Origin of the sequence: Rheinheimera maricola (assembly GCF_016918075.2) — a bacterium.
Taxonomy (GTDB): domain Bacteria; phylum Pseudomonadota; class Gammaproteobacteria; order Enterobacterales; family Alteromonadaceae; genus Alishewanella; species Alishewanella maricola_A.
The window spans coordinates 1-5,069 of the sequence record NZ_JAERPS020000014.1 but is presented as its reverse complement, the minus strand read 5'-3'; the positions used below and the strand labels follow the sequence as shown (position 1 = coordinate 5,069).

Annotated in this window: 6 protein-coding genes; all 6 read right to left on the bottom strand. The window is 39.9% G+C overall.

Annotation, left to right across the window (positions count from 1 at the left end; all coding sequences use genetic code 11):
• Nucleotides 1–75: 75 nt before the first annotated feature.
• Nucleotides 76–522, bottom strand: coding sequence for a hypothetical protein (locus I4W93_RS20175; RefSeq protein ID WP_205313554.1), 447 nt, complete (start codon nt 520–522; stop codon nt 76–78).
• A 603-nt stretch (nt 523–1,125) separates the two neighbouring features.
• Nucleotides 1,126–1,488: a hypothetical protein gene (locus I4W93_RS20170; RefSeq protein ID WP_205313555.1), complete on the bottom strand. Its 363-nt coding sequence runs from the start codon at nt 1,486–1,488 to the stop codon at nt 1,126–1,128.
• 113 nt (nt 1,489–1,601) lie between these two features.
• On the bottom strand, nt 1,602–2,066 hold the full coding sequence (locus I4W93_RS20165) for a DUF4262 domain-containing protein (RefSeq protein WP_205313556.1): 465 nt from the start codon (nt 2,064–2,066) through the stop codon (nt 1,602–1,604).
• A 111-nt stretch (nt 2,067–2,177) separates the two neighbouring features.
• Nucleotides 2,178–2,780 (bottom strand): hypothetical protein, encoded by a 603-nt coding sequence (locus I4W93_RS20160; RefSeq protein ID WP_205313557.1) that lies wholly within the window; start codon nt 2,778–2,780, stop codon nt 2,178–2,180.
• A 486-nt stretch (nt 2,781–3,266) separates the two neighbouring features.
• Complete coding sequence (locus tag I4W93_RS20155) at nt 3,267–3,557, bottom strand: hypothetical protein (protein WP_205313558.1); 291 nt, start codon at nt 3,555–3,557, stop codon at nt 3,267–3,269.
• Nucleotides 3,558–3,675: 118 nt separating this feature from the next.
• A complete protein-coding gene (locus tag I4W93_RS20150) occupies nt 3,676–4,977 on the bottom strand; it encodes a S41 family peptidase (protein ID WP_205313559.1) in 1,302 nt (433 codons plus the stop codon).
• Between the last annotated feature and the right edge of the window lie 92 nt (nt 4,978–5,069).

Here is a 5,069-nt window from a genome sequence, read left to right as displayed (position 1 = left end):
CCCGCGCATGCGCGCGAACTTGTGAGCGTCGCAAGGGCTGAATGCCCTGAATGACGCGGTTTGTTATGCGTAAACTTATCTATGACCAAAAATAGTAAAGCCATTATTAGTCTCCTCAATTGGCCAGTGACCAACTTTATTCAGTTCATTCAGTAAAAAATCTGTATTTTGAACCGTGTTGCATACTGGCACATTTTCAAAGCCTGCCTTTTTCACGATTTTGGGAAAGCTTAGCCATTGAATTTCTTTGTAATATCGAGGGCCAAACCAGAACTTATGATTAATATAGGTATCTTCTAATTCACTAATTTCAGGTGAACCAATAAGGCCTACTCCATCGCTATCTGAATCAATAAACTTCCATATTGCGTATATTTCAGAGCAGTTTACGGAGATAAGCATGAATAGCTTTTTCCATTTTGCGTTCGACATCTGAGAATCATTAAACTTAGATCGAATAATCTTATCGACCTCAAGCTCGTGATTTACAAAATCGAAAGTTTTACTGGAGACTGATTTCATATCTTCCTGCATAACGCCCACTTAAGCGGACAAAAATGGTTGGCTATAATGTGTAGCGAAGCGAAACGTAGCCAACTGTTTTTGTTCCGTTTAAAGTGCTTGTTAGATGCTCGCGATCAGTTTGAAACCTCTGATAATACAAGTACATAACGAAATGGAATAATAAAGCAAACCACCACGATTTAAAGCCACTTAATTATTAACTTTGAACTCCGTAGAAAACACGTTACGAGATTCATAAAAAACTAATAATTAAACAGTTTACGAACATTTAAAAGCACCTTATGGGATTTCAAATACTCAAACCAAAAACTAGTTGATGAATTGAAAGTTGAGCTAATTCAGAAACCAAAACACTGCGACTTTCAGATTGACGAATTCAAAATTTAACCAATCAAAGTAACGGCACAATCAACGCTACTTTTAAGCTTTTCTATTTTAGATAAGACTCTACAAACAGCATGGTAAAACAGTACTTAAAGCGTACCTGACAACCCAAAACATATTCTAAAAAGTAGCGACATCTAACGCAAAGCACACGGGCGGAAAAACGCGTTAGCGTTTGACGTCCCAGCGACCAAAGGGAGCGAGTGATGCGCCTTGTTAGGCATACTGCGCACCAACCATGAATAAAGGCAACCAAACGGCAACCGATACAAACACAACACCTGTGATGGCAAAAAATGCAGCACTACCAGCAGCATGCGAAAAATATACCGTTGGGCGACTGGCTAGGTGTTTATGAAAGTTGTTTGATATTGCCTTGAATGTGGCCTTTATTAAGTCGATTTGGAATTGTGCCCAGGTGAGAAAAGGCTTGAGCGCGATAAGCAAACACGCAAATGCCACCTCTAAGCCTGCCACCTCAACGAACAGCAGCAGGTAACCGGCAAATGGTGTAGCTATTAAAATTGCCAGAAGCATCAATGCTCTTTTTAACCAAACGTGACGATTGAGAAAATCCATCTACTGTCCTTATTGCCTAACGCCTTGCCAATGGGCAAATGCGAACGTTGTTGGGCGAAGCCCAGCGAGTATTTGTCCCTGTCGCGCTGTTTGCGGCGAAATTTGGCAACTTGTTATATTTCACTTAACGCTCCAGTCTCGTTCAATATTGGTTGCGCCCAACGGTAAAACTCTGAAGTATCGTTGAACCAAGGCCAGAAACCATCAGTTGTGGGCCAAATCATTTGCAACATTTCAAAATCGTCACCGTCGTGTAGCCAGAGACCCCAACCAAGATATTCATCGTAATGTGACTTGTCTACTTTGATAAAGCAAACGTCGAAGCCTTCAAGAAAGTCAGAATAATATTTACCCGGCTCAAACGATTCACCAGCAAGAAGCCTATTTTTGTAATTATTGATGATGGAATGAGCCAACTTTAGTTTAAGACCAACAATAATTAGATCTGGCTTATTTTGCTTCTTGTTGATGCCAATTGAGTAACTAAAACAAGGTTCAGTCTCTCCTTCCATCACTTTAAGAACATGACAACCAAATTCTTCGATATCGCTTAGAGCCTTTCTATCGCCTTCGTCCACCTAATTCCTCCGTGAAATATAACGCCGCCTTAAGCGGTGAGTAATAGTTGGCTAAAATGTGAAGCGAAGCGGAACCGAGCCAACTGTTGCGAATCCGACTTTAAGGCCTTGTTATGATTCAATTTCTACTGAACATAAAGTGTAAACACCAGGTTGCCCAAAAAGTTTACTACCATTTTCCAAATCAGAGTATGCACCTTTCAAAATTGGGCGTTTGAAAAGCTTAGCTTGAAACATTTTGTTTCGAAGGTGCCGATGAAGTTTACCAGAGAGACTTTTAAATTCAGCCCAATTAACCTCGCCAACATCGTTGTCTGAGAAGTTAGAACGCTGAAACGCACCTTTTTCATCCCAATGTGTAAAGCGACTTAAATTTAGCGCATTATCCGCTAAATCATGTGGCCGACCTTGAAGTAGTTGAAAAGTGCCAACACCTTCAAGTGACTGTCGATATTTACCAATACTAGGATTTAGCTCAACGGTTTTAACAAAAGGATTAGAAGTAACAGACTCCCACCAACCGCGAACAAAGATCCCACCGTGATTGTCCTCAATGTGAGAAGACGCGAGAATATCCTTACTTGATTTAAACTCTCTTATTTCGTGATCGATACGAGAGTAGGCCTCAAATAATTTCATTGGTGAGAGTTCAAACATGTAATCAATGACTTCAAGAACGTCTGAACTATTGGCATAAAAGTCTAGTTGTGCCACTGGCTTCCCTTTGAATCATAACGCCGCCATTTGCGGCAAATTTGGAGTGGAGCGTTTTGTGTTAGCGTAGCGTTAAGACACAAAACGAGCAACGGAAAATTTGTCCAGCCCGCTTGCGGGCGATGCAATATGGCCTTGTTAGGGCACCGCACAAAACTCCAACACTTAGCACAACAAACGTTGTGCAGTGAATTTTAGTGCTTGAACCACAACCAATGCCAGTAGCCAATGGGCAATATCTCTGACTCAACTTACCCTACTTTTACTACTTGGCGGAAAATGCTTTCCCCGGCTTCGGGCAAACTTGAGCGGTGAACCCAAAAACAATTAGCACCATTTCGTTTAGCAATACCAACTGCCAAAACAGACAAACCAACCAGCTGCGAAAAATTTGATTCGCGCCCTAACGCCCAAATTTAGCGCGGAAATCCGCGCAGCGGCTTGACGTCGCAGCCAGTGCTTTTTGCTGGCGATAAAATTTGCTTGTTAGGTTCTTGTTTTAGTCTTTTCATCATTTTTATTAACATCTAGTATTTCTATTTCACCTGAACATTTATTTATCTTGAAAAACTGATCGTCAACTTTTTCAATAGCCCAACAGGCATCATTTGGCTCATCAATTTTATTTATCATTTTAAATACGCCCATCAGCAGAAGCATAAAAACCATCGGAATAAACATAAAAAGAAAAACATTTATGAGCTCTTTAGTGTCTTTATTCGCAAACTTTAAAAGCGAAGATAGAATCCCTGACCCAGATTTTTCATCAATAGACATTAAAAACTCCTGTAAACCTAACGCCGTTGTAACCGGCTAAAAATAGTTGGCTAAAATTTGTGAGGTACGAACATAGCCAACTGTTTTTTGTCCGCGTTAACAACCTTGTTAGCAATCTTTACATCGTTCTCTGAAACTCTCTTTCATCCCTACCCAAAGAGAGCATTTTCAATGCAATGACTTGCTTATCTTTATATATTGCTTGTAGCCTTGCCTCGGTAAACGCTTTAAAAACGATAGTTTCTTTATCAAGAAGTTCAATTTCAAAGGCCGGCTCATCTGAATGTTGATAAAAGAATTTACCACCTTCTTGGAATACCTTGTGCTCTCCAAACGTACCTACTATCTGATTGAAATCACCCTGACTTGGCTGGTATTGGCTCGATTTAGCTTTTACAAGCGGATAGACCCATTTGTGCAAGCTGAGATTACTACTCTTACTTTTTATTAAGGTATTTAGTACCTCTGCATAAGCTACATTAAGTGCATTGTCGCTGCTCGTTTCAATATTTGGTTTTACACCTTTTCTTTCCCAATTATCGTTTGTTCTGGGGTCAACAGGTCGTGCAGTTGGTAAAGTGAGAATAAAATCGTCATTTACTATTTCTGCTCTTCTGGCATGAGCGGCACCAGCAGTTACCTCTCCAACAATGGTTGCTCTAGTCAAACTTTGCATAGCATAGCTAAAGCCTTCTGCAGCGGATGCAGAATTACTGCTGGTGAGAATATAAAGAGGAGTATCTTTAAACCTAGGACCCGGAACATAAGGCGACGTCCAATCTTGCGTTTGAGTTAACACACCATTCTCTCGACTTTCAAAAGTCGATAAATGAACAGTATCTAAGTCAAAAAAGTAACTGGCCAACGAAGTTACCATAAAAGGACTGCCACCAAAGTTGTTCCTTAAATCAATAATAATACCATCGGCATGCTGTAAAAATTTCATCGCATTTTCAAGCGTTTCACCACCTAAATGACTATCCGAGAACACTCTTATGTCAAGGTAACCAATGTTGCCATCAAGCATTTCAACCTTTTTAAAACCATAGTTGTCTGTAGGAGTCTCCATGGCTCGACTATCCGAAAACGCTTTAGTTTGTGCTGATGAACGATATGCTTTCAGTTCATTTACCCATTGTGGGTCATAAACGACAGAGAGGTGTTTATCATTTGCAATTTTGTTTAATTCCAAAGTCATAAATTTAGCAATATCTTCAGATGACTTTTGATGATCGCAACCAGATAAAAATGATTGCGAACGCATTAACTGAGCTAACGTTGTTGCTGTATTTTCAATTACGTAGTTATCTTCAAGTTGTTTGGCAATAATTTGTGACACATCATGACAATCTGCGGCGCTGACATAATTGCATAGAACGAGTGAGCTAACGATGAGGGATTTAAAAACTTTATTCTTCATATTTTTCCTGAAATTTCAATTATTGTTTTCTAATAACGCTCAACCACACCAAAAGGGGGTTAAAAGATATTCCACATGCTAAATTAGATTGC